We start from the raw sequence: 21,267 nt of genomic DNA, 5'->3' as shown, positions 1-21,267 counted from the left end.
TTCTATTTATCACAACACACCATAATAGTTTCATAAAGCAATTCTGGGTCTACTGGTTTATTAAGAACAGTATATATTCCTACTTCATTAAATTTTTCTCTGTTCAATTTCTCGGATATTGCTGTTAATGCAACTATTGGAATTCCTTTATCAAATTGTTTTATATATTTTGTAGCTTCAAAACCATCCATTTTTGGCATCATAATATCCATCAAGATCATAGAATATTTATTTTTCTTAACCATATCTACTGCTTCCTTTCCATCATTAGCAGAATCACAGTAAAAGCCATAATTCGAAATTATCTTTTCTGTAATTAATTGATTAACCTTATTATCTTCAACCAATAAAACATTAATTCCTTCTGGTGATTCGTCATAACCATTTCCCGAGAACGTATTTTTTTCTATCACTTGTTCGGGAATATCAAATTTCATTGTAAATAAAACCAGAGTTCCTTTTCCTGGTTTCGACTTTAAAACAACATCACTTCCTTGTAATTTCAGTATTTTTTTTACGATCGACAATCCCAGTCCCGTACCTCCGTATTTTCTATTGATTTTAACCGATCCTTGATGAAAAGCTTCAAAAGCCTTACTAATTTGCTTTTCTGACATGCCTATCCCGGTATCTCGAATAGAGAACTCTATTTCTGCTATATTATCTATTTTCGAAACCAATAAGGCCTCAACATAAATATCTCCGTCTCTCGTAAATTTTAAAGCATTATCCAATATGTTTAAGAAGATTTGAGAAACCCTAAGAACATCTCCTTTTAGATCATCAGGAATATTGCTATCAATTTTTTTATGAATTTGATTATTATTATCCTTCATTAACGCAGAAGAATCTACTAAGTTATTCAATAACACTCTTAGGTCGAATTTCTCATTTTTTAGTTCTAGCTTTCCTTTTTCAAGATCATTTAAGTGAATTACATCGGCAATCAGGTTTAATAAATAGTCACTAGATAAATTAATTAACTTCATTTGATTTACCTGGTGCGATGTTAATTCTTCTTTTTGCAGTAAGAATGTTGTGCCTTTTATTGTATTTAAAGGAGTGAGAAGTTCATGAGTTACAGAATCTAAAAACTCTGATTTAGCCTCTAGTGCTTCGTCTACTTTTTGATTAGCTTCTACTAATTCTTCATAATTCTTTTGGAGCAATTTATTTATTTTCGTTTTATATAAAGAAACTCTGTATTGAATTATACTCATTAGAATTAATCCGAGAATAATTATTACACTTAACAAAATAATATGTCCTCTATTTCTTAATTGTTCTGCTTTTAAATCATTTTCTAATTTTATCCTTTTATTTTCTTCTTCTTTCAGGTTTAACTGGTTGGATAGCGCAAGTGTGGTACTTACTTCTCTTGTTCTTTGACTGTAGTATTTTAAAAGATTATTGAAGGATTGACTATAAAAAAGTGCTGCCTTTTTATAATCCCCCGTTTTTTCATAATACAATCCTTTATTAGAATATAATCTTCCTTCAAAGTTCAAATCTCCAGAATAAGCAGATTTTTCCTTTTCTATAGTATCAAAATAACGTTCTGCTTTTTCAAATTCTTTTAGATTAATATAACTTTCTGCTAAGAAAAGATTTAAATTCTTCCTTCTATCCTTTTTAACCCCTGTCTTTTTTATTGCATTTAGCGATTTTAATGCATGCTCGATGGCCTCATTCCATCTTTTTACCATCATATATCGTGAACAAAGATTATAATTGATATCAATCACATCTTTAGTTTTCCCATACTTCCGTAATAGTTGTTCTGCAATAAGATAAGCTTGATACCCTTCTTCTTTTTTCTCTTGCATAGACTTGTGCACTCCAAGCCCTTCATAATACAACCCAAGTTGCCTTTTATTGTCAATTAATTTAATGATTTTTAGATTTTTGGCTAAATATTCTTCAACTCTAAGGGTATCTCGAGTACCAAGAAAAAAATCTATTTTCTTTCTATTAATATGAATCTCAAGCAAGGGGTCATTAACTTTTTTTATCAGTTTTTCTGCTAGTTCTAAAAAATAGATTCCTTTTTCTTTTCCTTCATTCGTTTGCGTTAAAAATGATCTTGAGGATTCTTCCAGAATTTCTTTTATACTGTCTGAGTTCACCTCTTTATCAGCAACTTGAGCAGTTAAAGAGGTAATAGTAAAATGTATTAAAACACACACACTATGTAAAAGTACCTTCAATTTCATCTGAAGAATATTAATAAGTATTTAACTAATAAGATATTAAATTATATTGTCTTTTACTCTATAACCTTAAACAAATACTGTAAAAGCCGTAATTACAAGGCATAAATAACAATTTATACTAGGATAAAACGCTTATTTATGGCAATAATAAAAATTGAAAGCCTCTTAAACAATTTTAAACTCTTGAACATTTTGACCAAAAACATGTATTTTTGTTATAAACCCAAGTCTAATGAAAAGAGTAATCTTTTATCTTTTAATTATTATAGTCATAACTTCTTGTGGAAGTTCTTCTAAAAACAAAGCGGTTATATCTTCAAAAAACAGAACTACTGCTAAAGTCAAAACAGCCAGAAGTTCCAACTTCAAAAAAATTAAAAGCATTGTAAGTTATGCCAAAACCTTTGGTGGTACCCGGTACAAGTTTGGAGGTACTACAAGAAAGGGAATGGATTGTTCTGGCTTGGTATATACTTCGTTTAAGAAAGAGAATATTATTCTTCCGAGAACTTCTAAAACTATGGCTACACAAGGGAAGGCAATATCATTAAAAAAAGTGAATGTGGGCGATTTGCTTTTTTTTAAAACCAATAAAAGAAAAAATGTTATTTCTCATGTAGGACTGGTAATTGAGACCAAAGGAGTCATTAAGTTTATACATGCATCTACATCAAGAGGAGTTATCATATCAAGCCTTAATGAGAAATACTGGAACAAATGCTTTGCCGGCGCCAGAAGAGTTTTATAGCCAACAGTATTGTTAAGCAAATAACTAAATCATCCTCTTAATAAATTTCTCCTTCCTTTCTAAACAGTATTGTTTCTATTTTTCTTATTAATCCCAGTTCCGAAAAATGAAACTGGAGTCTCTTATCATTGTACTATGAACGCTTTTGAGTAATTAATAATTACTCGACATAATCCTTTATTAAGTCTCTAATGTGAAACTTATTAATATTCCATTCATAGTCATCACTATTTCTACCCTACTTGGAATACTTGTAGGGCATCATTTGACTATTGCTCCAGAAATTGTAGTATTAAGTTTCTCAATCTCTATCTGTATACTCGGTGTTTCATGGAAACGATCAAAAAAGATGTTTAGCAAAGGACATTCTTTTATTATTACAATGGTGATTGTTTTTATCATTTTTGGCATCGCTTTAGTCAAAATTCACAATCCAAAGAATTACTCAAACCATTACAGCAATCATGTAAATCTCAAAGAGCAACCCGATGAAATAGGGATTCAATTTTATATTAAAGAACGATTAAAACCATCATCCTACTATAATAAATACATCGTATCTGCTAAGTTTTTAGAGGGTAAAGCAGTACATGGTAAAATATTACTTCAGGTCGCAAAAGATAGTACCCAAAATGTTTTGAATATAGGCAATACGTATACCACATTTACTGCATTAAAACCTATTCCTCGTGCTTTAAATCCATACCAATTTGATTACTCAAAATATTTACAAACACAATATATATCTCATAAGATCATTGTATTACCTAATCAGCTTATCGATAACCATAAAATCGAATATTCTCTGGGTTATGTAGCTGATCAAATCAGAAAAACCTGTACTTCAAAATTATTTAAATACAATTTTACCTCTACACAGTTATCTATTATTAATGCTTTACTTTTAGGACAAAGACAAGATATAAGTCAAGATGTTTTTGACCATTACAGAGATGCAGGAGCTATTCATATTTTGGCAGTATCGGGACTTCATGTCGGAATAATTTTACTACTATTAAATTTGATCCTAAAACCACTTCGCAGGTATTATAAAAACGGAAAAATAATCAAATTAATTCTCACCATTTTATCACTTTGGTGTTTTGCAATTATTGCGGGGTTATCCCCATCTGTACTTAGAGCTGTCACCATGTTTTCTTTTCTTGCTATAGGAATAAACATTAGATCCAAAACAAGTATTTATAATTCATTATTCATTTCTCTATTCATACTTATTTGTTTTAATCCTTTACTATTGTTTTCGGTAGGATTTCAATTAAGTTATTTAGCAGTTTTTGCAATCGTCTGGATACAACCATTAGTATCCAAAATATACAAGCCTAGGTTTTATCTTTCAAAAAAACTCTGGGAAATATTTACAGTTACTATAGCTGCTCAACTTGGATTATTACCCCTTACATTATTATATTTTCATCAGTTTCCTCTTTTGTTTTTTATTTCTAATCTTATTATTCTTCCTTTTTTGGGAGGTATTCTTGGTTTTGGTATTTTGGTCATTCTACTCGCTTATCTAAATATTCTCCCTGGATCTATAGCAGCTTTATTTGGTGGTTGCATTGACATTATGAACATTATTATTGAATGGATAGCCAATCAAAAAAGCTTTGTTATCAAAAATATTCCTTTCTCGATCGGTATGTGTATCATTTCATATATGACTATTATTCTTTTGGTCATGACCTTCAAAAAATATGACAGGAGAAAATTGTATGGGTTGGGGGTATCTATACTTATACTGTGCTCTGTTATGGTGTATGAAAAGTACATTACTTCGAACCTACAAGAATTAATTGTATTTCATAACCAACGTAATACTGCTTTAGGGATCTTAGAAAACCAGCAATTTAGAATATACAGCAAAGATTCTATTACAATAAAAACTCAGCATTTTTTATTTGGCAATTATCTTATTAAGAATCGGGCTACTTTAGATACAGTTATGCAATTAAAAAACATCTACCAATATAAAAAACAAACGATTATGGTTATTGACAGTACTTCAATCTATCGTATCAAAAGCTTTCATCCCGACATTATAATTTTATCAGGTTCTCCAAAAATTCATCTGGATAGAGTAATAGATAGTTTACACCCTAAACAAATCGTGGCAGATGCAAGTAATTACAAAAGTTATATCGATCAGTGGGAAATTAGTTGTCAAAAACAAAACATCCCTTTTCATCGTACAGACAAAAAGGGAGCATTTATATTAAAATAATCTTCTCAAAATCTTATAACAGTACTAAAGATTCCTTTAGTAATTGATCTTTCTGAGTCGTCATTATTTCTTGTATCATTTTATAAATGGTAGGTATACAATCTTTGGCCATTTTATTTTGACTATTAAAGAGCACACAAATCCCCAAATCTTCATTTGGGTAAATTGCAATCTCGCTTCTATAGTTATTAACACTTCCTCCATGGTGTACAATAGTACTTGGTTCTTTAGTATCGGCATCTACAAAAGAGTGTACACGCCATCCTAAACCATAAGAAGATTTTGAATATCCCGGCCATTTTTGATAATACTGTCTTCTTCCTCCTACTTCTATTTTTGGGCTAAATACAGTATGCATTGTATTAGGCATCATTACTTCTGGATTATTCCCAAGTAAAAATTTCATCCACTTTCCCATATCTGTTATACTGGCATTAATTCCTCCTGCAGCAATAGCATTGTTATAATATTTTTTATTAATACGTGTAGGTCGCCATCCGTGTCTAATACGCTGGTGTGGTAGTGCCACATTATCAGACGCTTTAAGAGCTTCATAACTTGCCGACGCAGAGGTCATTTGTAAAGGTTCGAAAATTTTATTTTGAATAACTTCTCTTAAAGACTTACCTGTAACTTGTTCTATCACCTTACCACTTAATGCAAAAACAGCATTTTGATAGCTATATATATTACCTGGCTGCTCTATAGGGAGTACTTTTTTAAAATAACCTGCTATTGTTGTTATCGGTAGCCCATCTTCTACAAGATTAGTAAAGCTATGATATGGTAAACCTGTAGTATGTGACAATACATGAGACAAGGTTACTTTTTTTGTTTGCTCTTTACTAGTCATTTGAAACTCTGGAACATAATCTACAATTTTATCTTCCCAATTTATTAGACCTTCTTCTACATGAATTCCTGTAAGAATACCGGCAAAACCTTTAGAAACCGAACCAATTCTAAATACAGTTTCTTTATTAATCTTGTCTTTTAAAGTTATATTCCTTTTACCATAACCATCTGCATAAATAATAGAATCACATTTTACAATGGCAACGGCTGCTCCTACAATTTGATGTTGATCTATTGCCTTGTTAAAATACGCTTTGATAGCATCTGCCAATCGTTCTTTATCTGAATTCGGAAAATAAATTTCTGCTGGTTGTGATATTTGAATAGCTTGAGATTCTTGAGATAATTCTGGTTGTTCTGTCGAAACAAAAGAAAAAAGTAGCGCAACAAACAACATAGATGGGACAGCTATGACTAGTATTCTTTTCATAAGTAGGTTTACGATTCGAAAAGTAGAATAAAATCAAAAAAAGGTAATTACAATTTGTAGGTAGGTATTAAAATCGAATTAAGCCAGATTAGTTTTTATTTTCATTTCCTGAATCAGATTTGGGTATTATATTTAGGTTTATTATTAACTAACGAATGGATCTTCAATTAATTGTACTATCCTCATGGTGAGATTAACACTAATGCACTTTGAATTTACTTAATTCTATGAATACAAAAGCTAATTACATACAAGCTTAATATCAAAATCATTCTATTTTTTTGAATTTGAAAGAAAAATCTTTCGCAAAAACAAAAAAACATTCTATTTGAATGTTATTACGGCCAATTTACGATAAAAAGACAAAAAAACAAGATAAAATACACAAATCTACAAACAAAGTTACTTTTGTAATCATACTAGTTCTGATTTGAAGTTGCTTATAAGAGAAATATTATGTCTTTAGTTTAGGCGAAAAAGAAAAATAAGCAGTCAAATAAAAAGACATGGTTTTTTATCGGGTAAATACTCACAGGATAAAAAAGCCTCCATTTGATCATATGATCAAATGGAGGCTTTTAAACGTATAGTAATTTGTATTAGTTCTCGAAAGTACTTACAAAAGATCGTTCATATTTCTGCCATGCATCTGTACTGGTTAACTTTTTATAATCGTTATTATGGATCATCTTAAGATATATCTCTAACTGTTGAGGTGTTTTATAACCCACCACAGGAGCAATAAGATTTCCTTTTTCATCAAAAAACACCATACTGGGGTATCCAGTTATTTTAAGTGCATTTGCAAAAAAATGTTGACTGTTTCTACCTTTCCTATTCGGATTATAATTTGGATTGGTATAGGTAAAATCATTATATTTTATTTCTTCTGTTCCTTCTGCATTAAACTTTACTGCATAATAGTTTTTATTCACATAAGAAACTACATCCTTATTATGAAATGTTTTTTTATCCAGAAGTTTACAGGGCCCGCACCAATCTGTATATACGTCCATAAAGATCTTTTTAGGTTCTTTCTTCTGAGCCTCTAAAGCATCATTCATAGACATCCATTTGATTTCTTGTGCCGGGGCGTAGCAGCTTAGTAGAAATCCAAAAATAAAAAGTAGGTTTTTCATAAATTCATTTTTTTAACTAGTCGGAAACAAAAACCATTCCTTATTAAAACTTATTTGCCTTTGGGAAACAAGTAAAGTTATATATTTTATTACATATTAATGCACTCCATGCATCATTTTCTTCATTTTTGAAGTAATTAAAATTAATATGACTCCAACAGTTACCGGAACAATAGTAAAGATCAAAAAGAAAGCCGACATTGAATATTTATTAACAATCACATCGATATAACTTCCTACAAAACCTGCTAATTTGTTACCAATAGCAATAGCCAAATACCATAGACCAAACATTAATCCTATCTTTTTCGCTGGTACTAATTTAGATACATAAGATAATCCTACCGGAGATAAACATAATTCTCCCATAGTATGCAACAAATAAGCCACAACTAGCCATACCAGGCTAACAGATGCCGTTTTTGCTCCCTGAGGAATCGATGCAGAGCCCCATGCTAGCATTCCGAACCCTACACCCAATAATATCATTCCTAACCCAAATTTCACAGTGGCAGAAGGGTTATACTTACTTTCCCACACTTTAGAAAATAAAGGCGCAAGAGTAATAATAAATAAAGAGTTCAAAATTAAAAACCAGGATGCAGGAATTTCAGTTGTTTCTTGAGGAAGAATTACAGAAAGTTTCCATAATGCAATTGCCCATACACTTAAAAAACTTATTCCCAAAACAATATTAGATAATGAGATTTTTTTAAATGTTTGTGCAAATAATTTCAATAAAACCCAGGTAATAACTCCTAGAGGCACTATTGTTATTAGTGTATCTACTATTTTAAATATTGATGCAGATCCACCACTTAGTACACGTTGTGTAAATTTATTTGCAAAAATAGTCATGGATCCACTGGCCTGCTCAAAAGATGCCCAAAAGAAGACAACAAAAAATGCCAGAATCCCTACAACAATATAACGATCTCTTTGGACATGTGCGGGTACTTTTTCCTCAACTTCTTCTGTCTTGTTTTCAATAGCATCAGATAAATCTACCTTTTTTGATGGCTCTACTCCTACTTCTCCAAAAATACTCCTACCAAACCAAAATTGTAACATCCCAAGCAGCATAAAAATACCTGCTAAACCAAATCCCCATGCCCAGCTCAAGTTTTCACCTAAAAAACCACAAAGCAAAACACCTATAAATCCACCTGAGTTTACACCCATATAGAATATGGTAAAAGCTCCATCTTTTCTTTCTGGAAATTTCTCATACAGACCACTAACAATTGACGTAATATTTGGCTTAAATAAACCATTACCAATGATCAAAAGGCCAACACCAATATACAATGTAGTCTCTGTTTCTAATGCCATAGCACCATGGCCCAAAGTCATAACCAGAGCACCCAGAGCTACTGCCTTTTGATATCCTGTAAATTTATCGGCAATCCACCCTCCTATAACAGGGGTTACATATACTAAAGATGTGTATGTTCCTAAAAGTGCTAATGCTCTTTCATTAGACCATTCCCAACCACCTTCTGCAAAAGTAGAAGTTAAAAATAGCACAAAAATTGCGCGCATTCCGTAGTACGAAAAGCGTTCCCACATTTCTGTAAAAAATAACACATATAACGCGGGTTTATGACCTAATAAACTAAAGTCATTTGAATCGTCTTGAACCGTCATGATATTATTTTATGAGTTATCTGCTAGTTCAAAACCTTCGGCCTCTTCATGTAAAGTTCCTTCTTTATCTTCTACACCATGTGTAAGAACTTCTAATTTTTTTCTAAAAATCATAACAAGTAATCCAAAGATTACACAAAAAACGGCAATCCCGGTAAAGATGGTAAACTCACCAAGGTTTTCTGCAGATTCTCCTAATAATCCAGCAAGTTTATTTCCTAAACCTGTCATAGCAAAATATACTCCCATCATTAAAGCTCCATATTTAACCGGAGCTAATTTTGTAATAAACGATAGTGCCACAGGCGATATACATAGCTCACCAATTGTATGAAACAAATATGCTAATACTAACCAATACATTGCAGAAGATCCATTAGAGTTAAACTCCATAGACGCAGCTGTCATGAAAAAGAATCCGGTTCCCATAATAATAAGTCCAATAATCATTTTGAATAAAGAACTTGAAACCTTTCCTTTTAGCTTTCTATTGGCCCAATACCATGCTACAGAAGTCCCGAGGAAAATGATAAACATTGCATTTAGAGATTGAAACCATGAAGCAGGTACTTCCCATCCCATTAACATTCTATTTGTCTTTTCTTTGGCATAAATATTCATTAATCCTCCAGCTTGCTCAAATGCTCCCCAAAACACAATTACCAATAAAAAAGAAATAAGAAGAACTACTATTCTATCTTTTTCAATTTTGGTTAGTGGTTTTTTCATCGCCTCTTTATCCTCTACTTTTTCAGAAGTTCCTAAAAAGTTACCTACATTGGCAAGGTATTTTTGACCCAACAAATATTGTAACAATCCTAATGCCATTCCTATTCCGGCAAGACCAAAACCATAATGCCATCCATGAACTTCTCCTACATAACCTACAATCAAACTAGATAAGAATGCCCCCAGGTTAATGCCTATATAAAAAATAGTAAATCCTTTATCTCTTCGAATATCTCCTTGTTTATACAAACCACCAACCATAGTTGAAATATTAGGTTTTAGCATTCCTACTCCTGCTATAATTAGTCCAAGACCAGAATACCACGCCCACATTTCTTCTACAGCCAAAATACTATGTCCGGCAACCAGTAAAATCCCTCCGACTAAGACTGATTTTTTTTGCCCCAAAAATTTATCTGCAATCCATCCCCCAGGAATTGATGCTACATAAACCAACATTGTATACCATCCATATAATGCTAAAGCTTCTCCAGATGACCAGCCTAAACCTGCATTTTCATCTACGGTTTTAGCTGTTAGATATAACACAAAAATTGCTCTCATACCATAGTATGAAAAACGTTCCCACATTTCTGTAAAAAATAAAATGTATAATCCCACCGGATGCCCAAAAAGCTCTTTCTGATGAGCTGCTTTAACTGTATTTGCCATTACGTTTGTTTAATTAATTATAAGTTGTTTTTAATGAAGTTAGTCATCTTATTGAATAAATGTAATCTAGTATTACCACCGTAAATTCCATGGTTTTTATCGGGATAAATTGCCCAATCAAAATCTTTATTTGCTTGTATCAATGCTTCAACCAATTGCATTGTATTTTGAACATGTACATTATCATCTGCACTACCATGTACTAATAAGAATTTTCCTTTCAATCCATTCACAAAATTAATAGGCGAATTATCATCATATCCTTTCGCATTTTCCTGAGGAGTCATCAAATATCGTTCCGTATAAATGGTATCATAAAATCTCCAACTTGTAACCGGTGCTACGGCAATTGCCATTTTAAAGGTATCCGGAGCTTTAAATAAGCAATTACTAGACATAAAACCTCCGTAACTCCATCCCCAAATCCCAATGCGGGATGCATCAATATACTCTAACCCTCCAAAATATTTAGCTGCGGCAATCTGATCCTGAACCTCTAGATTTCCTAAGTCATTTTGAGTAGCTTTTTTAAACTTGGCTCCTTTTAGGCCAGTTCCTTTACCATCAACACATACAACTATATACCCTTGTTGCGCCAACATCATATACCAATAATCATTTGCTCTGTTCCATGAATTTGTTACCGATTGAGATCCTGGTCCAGAATATTGATACATAAACAGTGGGTATTTCTTTTTTGGATCAAAATCTTTGGGTTTAATCATCCAGGTATTTAATTGTTCTCCATTAATTTCTATTGTAGAAAACTCCTTTGGTCTTACGTCATATTTTGCCAGTTTTTCTAGTAATCCTTTGTTGTTTTTGATTTCACGAACAACTTTTCCTGTCTTGCCATCATTTAGGGTATATTCATAAGGAGTAGTTGCGTTAGAAAAATAATTAATATATAAACTGAAATCTGCGCTAAAGTCTGCATCATTAGTTCCCTCTTTTTGGCTTAATCGTTTTTTGTCTTTTCCATCCAAGGTCACACTATAAATATCTCTATTGATACTCCCATTCTCTACACTTTGATAGTATATGGTTTTATTCTTTTTATTATAACCATAATAACTGGTTACTTCCCAGAGGCCTTTGGTTACCTGATTGATTAACTCACCAGTTGCCGCATGATGATATATATGATTATATCCATCTTTTTCGCTTGTCCATATAAAACTATTATCCTCTAAGAATGTAAGATTGTCTGTAATATCTATATAAGCATCATCTTTTTCATTAAGTACAACTTTTGCCGCCTTGGTCTTAGCATCTACAAAAATTAAATCCAGATTATTTTGATGCCTGTTCATTACCTGTACACTCAAAATATCTGGATTTGCAGTCCATTTTATTCTAGGGATATAAAAATCTTTATAATCGCCTAGTTTAATCTGATCCGAAGTCATTGCATTAATATCTGCAACAAACAAGGAGACTTTTGCATTTTTCTCTCCTGCTTTAGGATATTTAAATACTTCTTGTTTTTGATATAAATCTTTACCATATACATCCATAGAAAATTCTGGCACCTCTCTTTCATCAAATCGTAAAAAGGCAATCTTGTTACTATCGGCGCTCCAATCAAAGGCTCTAACAAATGAGAACTCTTCTTCGTACACCCAATCTGTAATCCCATTGATAATTTCATTTTTCTTACCATCATCAGTTAATTGTACCTCCTTACCGGTTACAAAATTTAACATATAAATATTATTATCCAGAACGTATGCTATCTTATTTCCATCAGGTGATAACATAGGGGATTGTATTTTTTTATCGCTAACTTTAAAAATACCTTTAGAAGGAACGTCATAAATATGATAAATCCCTTTTGAAGAACGACGATATATCTGTTCTAGCTCACTAGAAAGTAAAACTCTATTTTCATCTTTACTAAAAGAATATCCTTGAAACGTAGATAAATCATCAATAGAAGCAGTACTTATTAAAGTTCTTACTTTCTCACCTGTTTCATATGAATAGGCTTCAATATTAATTGCTCCAGAAGCTGCATCCCTTTCTATAACCGAATATTCAGTCCCATTTTTCATAGAGTGTAATGATTGCAACCCTTGAGTTCTAAAAGTTCCTCCCCAGATTTCCTGTAGAGTAAAAGCTTTGTCTTGTGCAGATGTTACAAGACTTATAAAAATCGTAATTGTAAAAAACAATTTTGTAATTTTCATTATGATATAATTTTTAAAAATTGCTGACGCCAAGAATACTAAAAAATCCGTGAAAAATACAACAATTGCTGTTAAATACAATAAAATCATAAAATCATAGGTGTTTTTTTTAGCATATTATCAATAACACCTAGAATTTTGCGTGCTCATTTTACTATTCTCAAACCATATTCTGCACAATTATTAATCAACTTAAAATTCATAAAACAATCATTTATAACAATTTATTGCATAAAATAGTACTATTAAAAAACTTCTATTTCTCAATTCATATCTATACCAGTTTATCAAGAATAATGTTTTCGATATATCTAAAATCATTTAGCTATGCGTATGACAAAACAGAATAGTATATTTGAAGCCACTAATAATAACAAACATAATGACACCTGTAGTTTCTGGGTTTTCTAAACTCTCTAAAGCTGATAAAATCAAATGGTTGGCAAAACACCATTTTAATGATGATCAAAATGCAGTAGATACTTTAGTAACCTATTGGAATTCTGATGACGGGCTTCAACAGCTTCATGATGAATTCACCGAAAACACTATTTCTAATTATTACCTGCCTTTTTCGGTAGCACCAAATTTTCTTATTAATAATAAGCGCTACACCCTGCCCATGGCTATTGAAGAAAGTTCTGTGGTTGCAGCGGCAAGTAAAGCCGCTAAATTTTGGCAAACCCGTGGCGGTTTTAAAGCCGAAGTATTATCAACTATAAAAGTTGGACAGGTTCATTTTACATATAACGGAAAACCTGAAAAACTACAACAATTTTTCTCTATAATTAAACCTAAGTTATTAGCTTCTGTGTCCCATATGACCAAAAATATGGAAAAACGAGGTGGTGGTGTAATTGACATAGAACTGCGGGATAAAACCTCAGAAATTGATGACTACTATCAATTGCATTGCACTTTTGAGACTGTAGATGCTATGGGAGCTAATTTTATTAACTCCTGCCTGGAGCAGTTTGCAAAAACAATGACTACAGAGGCAAAAGAACACCATGATTTTTCTGCCACAGAAAAAGATATTGAGATTGTTATGAGTATTCTCTCTAATTATGTCCCACAGTGTTTGGTAAAAGCTTCTGTATCTTGTAATATCAAGGATCTACCCAGCAGCCCATCACTTTCTCCTCTGCAATATGCCAACAAATTTGTGAGAGCGGTACGCATTGCCGAGGTTGAACCTTACCGTGCAGTAACACATAATAAAGGGATTATGAATGGTATTGATGCAGTAGTATTAGCTACAGGAAATGATTTTAGAGCGATAGAAGCAGGAGCACATGCTTATGCGTCGAGAGATGGTAAATATACAAGCCTTACTCATGCCGAAATACAAAATGAGATGTTAACTTTCTCTATCAAATTACCTCTTGCACTAGGTACTGTTGGCGGTTTAACTTCTCTTCACCCTTTAGTAAAATTCGCATTGCAGCTTCTCGAAAAACCTAATGCCAAAAAACTTATGGAAATAACAGCTGTTGCAGGACTCGCCCAAAATTTTGCGGCCATAAACTCACTGATCACTACGGGAATTCAACAAGGGCATATGAAAATGCATTTGATGAATATCTTAAATCAATTTAAAGCTACAGAAAACGAAAAAAAACAACTTATAAAATATTTTGAAACAAATGCGGTTACCCATAGTGAAGTAGTAACACAGATTGAAAAATTGAGGGCTTAAAATGAAAAAATCCTTTTATAGTCATGGCAAATTATTGCTTACAGCAGAATATTTGGTATTAGATGGAGCATGCGCTCTAGCGTTACCTACCAAAAAGGGGCAATGGTTATTAATTGAAGAAGATGATTCTTCTCAAATTATATGGAAAAGCTTTGATGAAGAAGGACATTGTTGGTTCGAGACTAATCTAACTCTAGAAGACAATACTTTTAAACAAACCCAAGATACTAGTGAAGAAAATAATATTGCTACTATTCTTATTGATATTCTTAACGTCGCAAAAGAATTAAATCCTAATTTTCTTTCTTCTGGGAAAGGATATCGTATAGAAAGTAGATTAGAGTTTCATAAGGAATGGGGACTTGGATCCTCCTCTACTTTAATTAATAACATTGCACAATGGGCAAAAGTAAATGCATTTACTTTACTCGAAAAAAGTTTTGGAGGTAGTGGGTATGATATCGCATGTGCTCAGCATGATTCTCCTATTTTATACAAACGAAATGAAGGTAATCCTACAGTAGAAACGGCTAATTTTGATCCTCCATTTAAAGAAAATATTTTTTTTATTTATTTAAATCAAAAGCAGGATAGCAAAGCTTCTATTAAGCATTATCAGGCATTACCATTAAAAGATTTTGATAATGCTGAAATCGGAATAAACGAAATTACGTCTAAAATATTAGATTGCTCTACTCTTGCTGAGTTTAATACACTACTAGATGTACACGAAGAAATTATTTCTAAAATTATTAAAACTCCTACAATAAAGTCTACCTTATTCTCTGATTATCCTGGTAGTATTAAAAGTCTTGGTGGCTGGGGAGGAGATTTTATATTGGTTACCGGTAATTCTTCAGAAATGGAGTATTTTAAGAAAAAAGGATACCATACTATACTTCCTTATGCTGAAATGATTTTATAATATTAATTGAAATATAGTATCAAAGAGTAACCCAAAATACATCATTTTTTTTGATGAGAATGTTTTACTAAGTCAAATACCTCCTAGCGCTCGATTTTAATTACCATCTAGCAGATGTGGCTATCTCTATAAAATTCTAATTAACCCTTCTTTTTTAATAAGTTACCCACTTATTAGGTATCAAAAAAATGTGTTAAAAAATTGTTTTCATTCAATTATTCAATATATTTGTTGAATAATTGAATGAATAATGAACAAACAAGAATTTAAAAACAGTATTTACCAGGAGATTGCCAATGTGGGGAAAGCTTTAGCAAATCCCTATAGACTTCGAATCCTTAACCTGATATCACAAGATGATTATTCTGTAGAACAAATTGCAGATGAGATAGGAGTGTCAATTGCCAACGCTTCACAGCATCTACAGGTGCTTAAAAAAGTTAAACTTCTTAAAACAACAAAGAAAGGACATTATGTGATTTACTCCTTATCTAATAAAAATGTATATACGCTTTGGAACTCTCTACAAAGTTTCAGCCTACAAAATAGCCTCGAAATACAGGCAACTCTACAAAACTTTAAACAAGAGAAATTTGCAACCGTACCTTCAATTAACATTGATAAAATAATGGCGAATAATAATCTTGATGATTTATATTTCTTAGATGTTCGACCAGAAAAAGAATTTAAAAAAGAAGCAATTGCAAATGCAAAATCTATACCTATAGAATCCCTCAAAGACAACATAGCTCAACTTCCAAAAAATCAACAAATCATAGTGTATTGTAGAGGCCCCTTATGTGTTTTTGCAGATGAAGCAGTTCAATACCTTCAAGAAAAGGGTTATGATGCAATTCGTCTTCAGGAAGAAGTCTTAGAATGGAAACAAAAAGGATTACCCGTTAATTAAAATAAAGAGTACTATGAATTTGAAAAATACAAAGACCATCAAAGTAGCAGATCTCAGAACCTTATTAGAAAATAAGATTCCTATTCAAATTTTAGATGTGAGACCTAAAGAAGAACGCAAAGAATGGAAAATTCCTGAAAGTGATTTTGTAGATGTCTATACGCAACTAAAAGCAGGAGAAAAAAATCTATTTTCTGGTATTAATTTTTCAAAAGACATACCAGTTGTGACGGTTTGTGGTGCAGGAAAAACCAGTTTAATCGCTGCAGAACAACTTCAAGAAAGAGGAATAAAAGCGTACTCTTTAGAGGGTGGAATGCGCCAATGGACAACAGCATGGAATACGGCACAAACCAAGGACAGCCAAGAAACTACAATTATTCAAATTCGAAGAACAGGAAAAGGCTGCCTATCTTATATTCTAGAAAACAATGGAGAAGCAATTATCATTGATGCTTCTATAGACTCTAATGTTTATACCAATATCGCTCAACAAAATAATTGGACAATAAAATATGTTATAGATACTCATATACACGCAGATCATTTCTCGAGAGGAAAACAGTTAGCAGAAAAATCCAATGCTATTTTATTACTTCCTAATCAAAATATAGTAACGTATAAGTTCGAACCAATTATAGATGGCACTATTCTTAATTTTGGCAATGCCAAGCTCGAAGCAATTCATACACCTGGGCATACACATGAAAGTTATTCTTACTTAGTAAATAATGAATCCTTATTCTCTGGAGACACATTATTTACAACAGGTGTCGGAAGACCTGATCTAAAAGCTACAAAAGAAATCGCGAAACAAAAGGCCAGTTTACTATACCAATCATTACAAAAATTAGTCAAACTTCAAAGCTCACTTATTGTTTACCCCGGTCATATTAGTCAACCTGTTTCATTTGATAATAACATGGTATGTAGTAGCCTCGAAGATATACATAACAATGTGAAGGTATTACAACTTAATGAAGAAGATTTTATTAATAGCTTACTTCAAAAAATTCCTGAAACTCCACCAAATTATGAAGAAATCGTAAAGTTAAATATAAAAGGAAGTGCAAAAGGAGCAGATTTAATTGAACTGGAAGCAGGTGCAAATCGTTGTGCCATATCTTAATCTTCTTTTTTAAACAAGTTAATTATAAACACATGGAAGAAAAAAACATACGACTAGGGCTGAAAGAAAACTGGAGGCAATTTACACTTTTGTTAATTGTAAATGCTTTTGTTGGAGGAATGGTAGGATTAGAACGTACTATACTTCCAAAATTAGCAGAAGAAGAATTTTCGATTATTGCTACTTCTATAGTATTATCATTCATCATTGTTTTTGGAGTTGTAAAAGCCTTTACCAATTATTTTACAGGAGTATTAGCAAATAGTATAGGGCGTAAAAACCTATTAATTATCGGTTGGTTAGTGGCTGTTCCTATTCCATTTATCTTAATCCATGCTCAACACTGGAACTGGATTATTTTTGCCAACGTATTATTAGGGATTAATCAAGGTTTAACCTGGTCAAGTACTGTAGTAATGAAAATCGATTTAGTAGGTGAAAAACACCGTGGATTGGCCATGGGACTTAATGAATCTTTCGGGTATTTTTCTATTGCTCTTGTTGCATTTACTACAGGATGGATAGCTTCTGAATACGGTCTACGCCCATATCCATTTTACCAAGGTATTGGTTTTGTTGTATTAGGTTTATTGATTAGTATTTTTTTCATAAAAGATACTGCAAAACATGTTGCAGCAGAAACAAAAATAAATGGCATAGAACCTCTTAAAAACATTTTTTGGGATACTACATGGAAAGACAATAATTTAGGATCTATCTCACAAGCAGGATTTATTAACAACCTAAACGATGGAATGATCTGGGGGGTACTCCCAATTATCCTGGCCAATAGAGGTTTTAGTTTAAAAAATATAGCAATCATTGTTGCTGTATATCCTGCTATATGGGGAATTGGACAATTAGTAACCGGAAAACTATCTGATCACTACAATAAAAAGATGATGCTATTTATAGGAATGGCATTACAAGGCTTGGCATTAATTTTAATGTTTTGGGCAACATCTTTAAGCCAATTTCTTATACTCTCATCGATCTTAGGAATAGGAACAGCTATTGTATATCCAACTTTTTTATCTGCCATCGCAAGCTTTACTCACCCTAAACAAAGAGCGCAAAGCATTGGAGTTTTTAGGTTATGGAGAGATTTAGGGTATGCTTTTGGTGCGTTATTAACCATAAGTATGGCTCAATTTTTTGAGGTAGATATCACAATAATTACAATAGGTATATTAACCATAATATCATCAATCATAATAAAAATAAGGATGACTTAATATGAACACACCATTTATATATTTAGACCATAACGCTTCTACACCAATCGATTCTAGAGTGGCAGATGTAATGTTTCCTTTTTTAACTAATCATTATGGGAACCCATCTAGTATTAACACCCAAGGAATAAAAGCTAAAGAAGCGATCAAAAAAGCTCGTAAACAAGTAGCAAATCTTGTAGGAGCCACTCCCGAAGAAATTATATTCACTAGTGGTGGAACAGAATCAAATAACTACGCAATTATCGGTACAGCATTGGCTCATAAAACAAAAGGAAATCATATTATCACATCCTCAATAGAACATCCTGCTGTACTAGAAGTCTGTAAGCACTTAGAAAATCAAGGGTTCAAAATTACTTATGTAGATGTTGATAAAAATGGAATTGTCGATATTAATAAAATTGAAAATGCAATATCGCCAGAAACTATTTTAATTTCTATTATGCATGCCAATAATGAAATTGGCAGTATACAACCGATACAGGAAATAGGTAAAATCGCAAAGAGACACAATGTTATTTTTCATACAGATGCCGCACAATCTATAGGTAAGGTAACAGCTAACGTTATCGACCTAAATGTTGATTTATTAACTATTGCAGGACATAAATTTTATGCTCCAAAAGGCATTGGCGCATTATATATTAAAAACGGAACCTCTTTGCATAAATTAATGCATGGTGCAAGTCATGAATTTAACAAAAGGCCAGGAACCGAAAATGCAATGTATATAGCAGGTTTAGGAAAAGCTTCTGAAATAGCTCATCAAGAATTTGAGATAAACACAACACAAATGCAAATAATGAGAGATTATTTGTTAGAACAATTAAACAATCTAAATCTAGATGCTATTGTAAATGGAGATTTACAAACAACTCTACCCAATACTCTTAATATCAGTTTTAGAAACGTTGATGCAAATGCGGTTATATTCAGTATAAGAAATGAAATAGCTATATCTGCGGGTTCAGCCTGTCATTCTGGCGCAACTAATGTATCTAACATACTGAAATCAACTTTGTCTGATTATGAATATGCCCAAGGGACGTTCAGGTTTTCGGTAGGTAAAAACACCACCAAACAAGAAATTGATCGTGCAATACTTATTCTTTCTAAAGCTTTTACAAAGCATCATACTGTATAAAAAGCAATACTATGAAAGACTCTATTACATCTCTACAAATTAAGCTATAGATTCTTATTTTGAATTTTTCAAAACAAAAGCGCTTCAGTTGAACAACTGAAGCGCTTTTGTTTTATACTAAAAACTTTATTTATAACTCTAAAGCTTTAGTTACATTATTATCCATAAGTAATTCTTCTGGGTTCTCTAATGCTTCTTTTACCGCTACAAGGAATCCTACGGATTCTTTACCATCGATAATTCTATGATCATAAGATAGTGCCACATACATAATAGGCGCTACTACAATTTGCCCATCTCTTACAATTGGACGCTCTACAATATTATGCATCCCCAAAATAGCACTCTGTGGTGGGTTAATAATCGGTGTAGATAACATACTACCAAAAACACCACCATTAGTTATAGTAAACGTTCCTCCCGTCATTTCATCAACAGTAATCTGACCATCACGTGCTCGAATTGCTAATCGTTTTACCTCAGATTCTACTCCTCTAAAACTTAAATTTTCTGCATTACGAATCACAGGTACCATTAATCCTTTAGGACCAGAAACTGCAATACTGATATCCTGAAAATCATAAGAAATCATTTCTTTACCATCAATCATCGAATTTACCGCCGGGAATAATTGCAATGCTCGCACACAAGCCAAAGTAAAGAAAGACATAAACCCTAAGCTTACTCCATGTTTACTTTTAAATGTTTCTTTATATTGACTACGAAGGTTAAAAATAGGTTGCATATCCACTTCATTAAACGTGGTTAGCATTGCCGTTTCATTTTTAACAGATACCAAACGTTCTGCCACTTTACGACGAAGCATCGATAATTTCTTACGCGACTCCCCTCTGCTTCCTAATCCTGGGGTTCCCATAGCTGGTTTTGCATCTAATGCATCAGCTTTAGTAATACGCCCATCTCTACCTGTTCCTTTTACCTGGCTAGCGTCTATACCTTTTTCGGCAAGTACTTTTTTAGCCGCCGGAGAAGCAGTTCCTGTTGCATAAGTTTCTGTTTTAGCTGGAGCAGCTGGAGCTGTTTCCTTTTTCTCTTCTACTTTCGGAGCCTCTTCAGCAGGAGCTGATTCTGCTGCACCACCTTCGGGTTTAGCTGCCTCAGTATCAATAAGACACACGACTTGACCAACCGCCACTGCATCACCCTCTTCTGCCTTGAGCGTTATAACTCCACTTGCTTCAGCGGGTAATTCTAAGGTTGCTTTATCACTGTCTACTTCGGCAATTGCCTGATCTTTTTCGACATAATCACCAGTCTCAACAAGCCATTGAGCTATTTCTACTTCTGTAATAGATTCTCCCGGTGATGGGACTTTCATTTCTAAAGCCATAATTCTGAAT

Annotated in this window: 15 protein-coding genes; 8 read left to right on the top strand and 7 right to left on the bottom strand. The window is 32.7% G+C overall.

The window, feature by feature from the left end; translation table 11 throughout:
* Positions 1-2: 2 nt before the first annotated feature.
* Positions 3-2,213, bottom strand: coding sequence for a response regulator (locus tag ATO12_RS25195; protein ID WP_051576057.1), 2,211 nt, complete (start codon positions 2,211-2,213; stop codon positions 3-5).
* 232 nt (positions 2,214-2,445) lie between these two features.
* On the opposite strand from ATO12_RS25195, the gene ATO12_RS23570 reads away from it, so the two are divergent.
* The gene (locus tag ATO12_RS23570; protein WP_034247370.1) at positions 2,446-2,961 is read left to right on the top strand and encodes a C40 family peptidase; all 516 of its coding nucleotides are present in this window, start codon (positions 2,446-2,448) and stop codon (positions 2,959-2,961) included.
* 193 nt (positions 2,962-3,154) lie between these two features.
* Positions 3,155-5,200, top strand: coding sequence for a ComEC/Rec2 family competence protein (locus ATO12_RS23565; RefSeq protein ID WP_034247368.1), 2,046 nt, complete (start codon positions 3,155-3,157; stop codon positions 5,198-5,200).
* A gap of 13 nt (positions 5,201-5,213) precedes the next feature.
* On the opposite strand, the gene ATO12_RS23560 is transcribed toward ATO12_RS23565, so the two are convergent.
* From ATO12_RS23560 to ATO12_RS23540, 5 genes are all read right to left on the bottom strand, one after another.
* Entirely contained in the window at positions 5,214-6,485 is a 1,272-nt protein-coding gene (locus ATO12_RS23560) for a serine hydrolase domain-containing protein (RefSeq protein WP_051576056.1), read from the bottom strand.
* Between the two features lie 599 nt (positions 6,486-7,084).
* Complete coding sequence (locus ATO12_RS23555) at positions 7,085-7,624, bottom strand: thioredoxin family protein (RefSeq protein ID WP_034247366.1); 540 nt, start codon at positions 7,622-7,624, stop codon at positions 7,085-7,087.
* 96 nt (positions 7,625-7,720) lie between these two features.
* Complete coding sequence (locus ATO12_RS23550; RefSeq protein ID WP_034247364.1) at positions 7,721-9,271, bottom strand: peptide MFS transporter; 1,551 nt, start codon at positions 9,269-9,271, stop codon at positions 7,721-7,723.
* A 9-nt stretch (positions 9,272-9,280) separates the two neighbouring features.
* Positions 9,281-10,672: a peptide MFS transporter gene (locus tag ATO12_RS23545; RefSeq protein ID WP_034247362.1), complete on the bottom strand. Its 1,392-nt coding sequence runs from the start codon at positions 10,670-10,672 to the stop codon at positions 9,281-9,283.
* Between the two features lie 17 nt (positions 10,673-10,689).
* Positions 10,690-12,861 carry a S9 family peptidase gene (locus ATO12_RS23540; protein ID WP_034247396.1) on the bottom strand — a complete coding sequence of 724 codons (2,172 nt, stop codon included), beginning with the start codon at positions 12,859-12,861 and terminating at the stop codon, positions 10,690-10,692.
* 382 nt (positions 12,862-13,243) lie between these two features.
* On the opposite strand from ATO12_RS23540, the gene ATO12_RS23535 reads away from it, so the two are divergent.
* From ATO12_RS23535 to ATO12_RS23510, 6 genes are all read left to right on the top strand, one after another.
* Positions 13,244-14,560 (top strand): hydroxymethylglutaryl-CoA reductase, degradative, encoded by a 1,317-nt coding sequence (locus tag ATO12_RS23535; protein ID WP_034247361.1) that lies wholly within the window; start codon positions 13,244-13,246, stop codon positions 14,558-14,560.
* Position 14,561: 1 nt separating this feature from the next.
* The gene (locus ATO12_RS23530) at positions 14,562-15,485 is read left to right on the top strand and encodes a GYDIA family GHMP kinase (protein WP_034247359.1); all 924 of its coding nucleotides are present in this window, start codon (positions 14,562-14,564) and stop codon (positions 15,483-15,485) included.
* Positions 15,486-15,735: 250 nt separating this feature from the next.
* Positions 15,736-16,395, top strand: a complete 660-nt coding sequence (locus tag ATO12_RS23525) for an ArsR/SmtB family transcription factor (RefSeq protein WP_034247357.1) — start codon at positions 15,736-15,738, stop codon at positions 16,393-16,395.
* Positions 16,396-16,408: 13 nt separating this feature from the next.
* Complete coding sequence (locus ATO12_RS23520) at positions 16,409-17,524, top strand: MBL fold metallo-hydrolase (protein ID WP_051576055.1); 1,116 nt, start codon at positions 16,409-16,411, stop codon at positions 17,522-17,524.
* Between the two features lie 32 nt (positions 17,525-17,556).
* The gene (locus tag ATO12_RS23515) at positions 17,557-18,759 is read left to right on the top strand and encodes an MFS transporter (RefSeq protein ID WP_034247355.1); all 1,203 of its coding nucleotides are present in this window, start codon (positions 17,557-17,559) and stop codon (positions 18,757-18,759) included.
* Between the two features lies 1 nt (position 18,760).
* A complete protein-coding gene (locus ATO12_RS23510; RefSeq protein ID WP_034247353.1) occupies positions 18,761-19,906 on the top strand; it encodes a cysteine desulfurase family protein in 1,146 nt (381 codons plus the stop codon).
* Between the two features lie 130 nt (positions 19,907-20,036).
* Here the strand turns inward: ATO12_RS23510 and odhB are convergent, their stop codons facing one another.
* The gene (gene odhB / locus ATO12_RS23505) at positions 20,037-21,257 is read right to left on the bottom strand and encodes a 2-oxoglutarate dehydrogenase complex dihydrolipoyllysine-residue succinyltransferase (RefSeq protein ID WP_034247352.1); all 1,221 of its coding nucleotides are present in this window, start codon (positions 21,255-21,257) and stop codon (positions 20,037-20,039) included.
* Between the last annotated feature and the right edge of the window lie 10 nt (positions 21,258-21,267).

Origin of the sequence: Aquimarina atlantica, from assembly GCF_000626715.1 — a bacterium.
In the GTDB taxonomy this organism is placed as follows: domain Bacteria; phylum Bacteroidota; class Bacteroidia; order Flavobacteriales; family Flavobacteriaceae; genus Aquimarina; species Aquimarina atlantica.
Note: the sequence above shows the minus strand (reverse complement) of the source record. Positions and strands in the feature narration are given on the sequence as shown.

Excerpts from the sequence above, each read along its gene's own strand:
- ATO12_RS23535 (WP_034247361.1), top strand. The coding sequence starts at position 13,244 with ATGACACCTGTAGTTTCTGGGTTTTCTAAACTCTCTAAAGCTGATAAA.
- ATO12_RS23515 (WP_034247355.1), top strand. The coding sequence starts at position 17,557 with ATGGAAGAAAAAAACATACGACTAGGGCTGAAAGAAAACTGGAGGCAA.
- ATO12_RS23525 (WP_034247357.1), top strand. The coding sequence starts at position 15,736 with ATGAACAAACAAGAATTTAAAAACAGTATTTACCAGGAGATTGCCAAT.
- ATO12_RS23570 (WP_034247370.1), top strand. The coding sequence starts at position 2,446 with ATGAAAAGAGTAATCTTTTATCTTTTAATTATTATAGTCATAACTTCT.
- odhB (WP_034247352.1), bottom strand. The coding sequence starts at position 21,257 with ATGGCTTTAGAAATGAAAGTCCCATCACCGGGAGAATCTATTACAGAA.
- ATO12_RS23550 (WP_034247364.1), bottom strand. The coding sequence starts at position 9,271 with ATGACGGTTCAAGACGATTCAAATGACTTTAGTTTATTAGGTCATAAA.
- ATO12_RS23555 (WP_034247366.1), bottom strand. The coding sequence starts at position 7,624 with ATGAAAAACCTACTTTTTATTTTTGGATTTCTACTAAGCTGCTACGCC.
- ATO12_RS25195 (WP_051576057.1), bottom strand. The coding sequence starts at position 2,213 with ATGAAATTGAAGGTACTTTTACATAGTGTGTGTGTTTTAATACATTTT.
- ATO12_RS23540 (WP_034247396.1), bottom strand. The coding sequence starts at position 12,861 with ATGAAAATTACAAAATTGTTTTTTACAATTACGATTTTTATAAGTCTT.
- ATO12_RS23545 (WP_034247362.1), bottom strand. The coding sequence starts at position 10,672 with ATGGCAAATACAGTTAAAGCAGCTCATCAGAAAGAGCTTTTTGGGCAT.
- ATO12_RS23560 (WP_051576056.1), bottom strand. The coding sequence starts at position 6,485 with ATGAAAAGAATACTAGTCATAGCTGTCCCATCTATGTTGTTTGTTGCG.
- ATO12_RS23530 (WP_034247359.1), top strand. The coding sequence starts at position 14,562 with ATGAAAAAATCCTTTTATAGTCATGGCAAATTATTGCTTACAGCAGAA.
- ATO12_RS23520 (WP_051576055.1), top strand. The coding sequence starts at position 16,409 with ATGAATTTGAAAAATACAAAGACCATCAAAGTAGCAGATCTCAGAACC.
- ATO12_RS23510 (WP_034247353.1), top strand. The coding sequence starts at position 18,761 with ATGAACACACCATTTATATATTTAGACCATAACGCTTCTACACCAATC.